The sequence below is a fragment of the Marinobacter gelidimuriae genome, from assembly GCF_000372805.1.
In the GTDB taxonomy this organism is placed as follows: Bacteria; Pseudomonadota; Gammaproteobacteria; order Pseudomonadales; family Oleiphilaceae; genus Marinobacter; species Marinobacter gelidimuriae.
The window spans coordinates 1-1,559 of sequence record NZ_KB889850.1; the positions used below are offsets into that span (position 1 = coordinate 1).

Sequence of the window (1,559 nt, forward strand, 5' to 3'; positions counted from 1 at the left end):
CCATTGCCATACATGATGCCTAGAGAATATTGAGCTCGGGCATAGCCCTGTTCGGCAGCACGGCGATACCACTGAGCCGCCTCGGCATAATCCTGAGATACCCCATGGCCATTGCCATACATGATGCCTAGATAAAATTGAGCTGGGGCATAGTCCTGTTCGGCAGCACGACGAGTCCACTGAGCCGATTTAGTGAGGTCTTCGGGAACTCCCTGGCCTAAGAGATACATGGTACCTAGAGAGGCCTGGCTTTCTGCGTCGCCTTGGTTTGCTAAAATTCTCCACTCTTCGATAGCTGTTTTATAGTCGCCTTTACCGTATGCGTAAAAAGCTTTGTTGAAATCCGCTGCTGCGCCTGTCAGTGCGAACCCTAGGCTTAACGTGGTAAGCAGCACGCACATGAACCTCACTGTTTTCCGTAGCATCATCAATTCCTTGCTCTTTAGTGATATTGGTTTTCATTTTAAAAGAACGTGCTATTTAGGTGACCCACCCCTGAGAAAAATATATTTTTGCCCTGTTACTCGTTAACTCTGCGAGTAAGTGACGAATTCAATGTTGTCCGACTGATGCCAAAATGTTCGGCGACCTCTTTTTTTGTAATGCTTGGGCTCGACAGCATTGCATTGGCCTTCTTAGTGCCTGAGTCTGACATCGCTGGTTTCCGACCCCCTTTGCGTCCCCTGGCTCTGGCCGCCTCAAGCTCTGCTATCGTTCGCTCTCTAATCAGGTCATTGCGTATTCCGGCGAACGTGAACCCTCATTCCGGTTGAACGTGAACACCTTTTTTCTTAACGCATTACCCACCGAGGTTTGTTGTCAGATCTCTAACTTCGAAGTTATCCACCCTAATCAACCCGCGCATTTCATATCTAGACTCTTGATCTCCAAACCATAAAAAGAAATTTGATTTGTACACTTTGACGACTACTTTCGCCTCAGGTGCACGAGGAACGTCAGAAAGATGGCAAGAGCGTTCGTCTGAAAACTTATCTGTGTAACAGAACACAGACCACGCAAAGGATTGAGAGCTAAAAAGGAGTAAAGCCAAAAGCGCGAAGGGAGCGAAAGATGCTGGCCGAATCATCTGGGGACGTCCATGTTTCATAGATTTAATCAATTACATTACAGGTACTTAACCTTAGCGTCAAAACAGAACTAACGCTGATTGAGTCAAAATTAGGCAGCGCAAGGTATACGAGTTGATTCACCAGGCCGAGATCCAATGTCAGCAACTTAAGACATTTCCCCAAAAATATCATATAATTAGACCTCACCCATCAACAAGGAAATGCCCTATGGAGCGCAATAAAAAACCAACGCTTGACAGCCCAACCGAGGTCCTGGCTGAAAATTGTACATAAATTAACCAGCCTGCTAAGCTGCCCCGAGTTTATTGCCCAGCATCGAACCCATCCGAAGCACTTTACCCGCAAACGCCATCTGACCTTCCCCAATCTGGTCCTGTTTCTGCTCAATCAACCCAACAGCGCCCTGCAAACCGAACTGGATGCCTTCTTTCAGACGCTCAATGGCTCGGCCTTTGAAACCCAGGTGGT

Annotated in this window: 2 protein-coding genes and 1 pseudogene; 1 reads left to right on the top strand and 2 read right to left on the bottom strand. The window is 47.4% G+C overall.

Annotation, left to right across the window (positions count from 1 at the left end; genetic code table 11):
• Together A3OI_RS0103265 and A3OI_RS23625 are read right to left on the bottom strand one after the other, a co-directional pair.
• On the bottom strand, nucleotides 1-428 hold a 428-nt coding region (locus tag A3OI_RS0103265; protein ID WP_040474896.1), incomplete at its 3' end, for a tetratricopeptide repeat protein.
• Between the two features lie 92 nt (nucleotides 429-520).
• Nucleotides 521-742 carry a helix-turn-helix domain-containing protein gene (locus A3OI_RS23625; RefSeq protein WP_155903008.1) on the bottom strand — a complete coding sequence of 74 codons (222 nt, stop codon included), beginning with the start codon at nucleotides 740-742 and terminating at the stop codon, nucleotides 521-523.
• Between the two features lie 605 nt (nucleotides 743-1,347).
• On the opposite strand from A3OI_RS23625, the pseudogene A3OI_RS21560 reads away from it, so the two are divergent.
• A pseudogene (locus A3OI_RS21560) lies at nucleotides 1,348-1,559 on the top strand (IS4-like element ISHch2 family transposase); the annotation flags it as partial.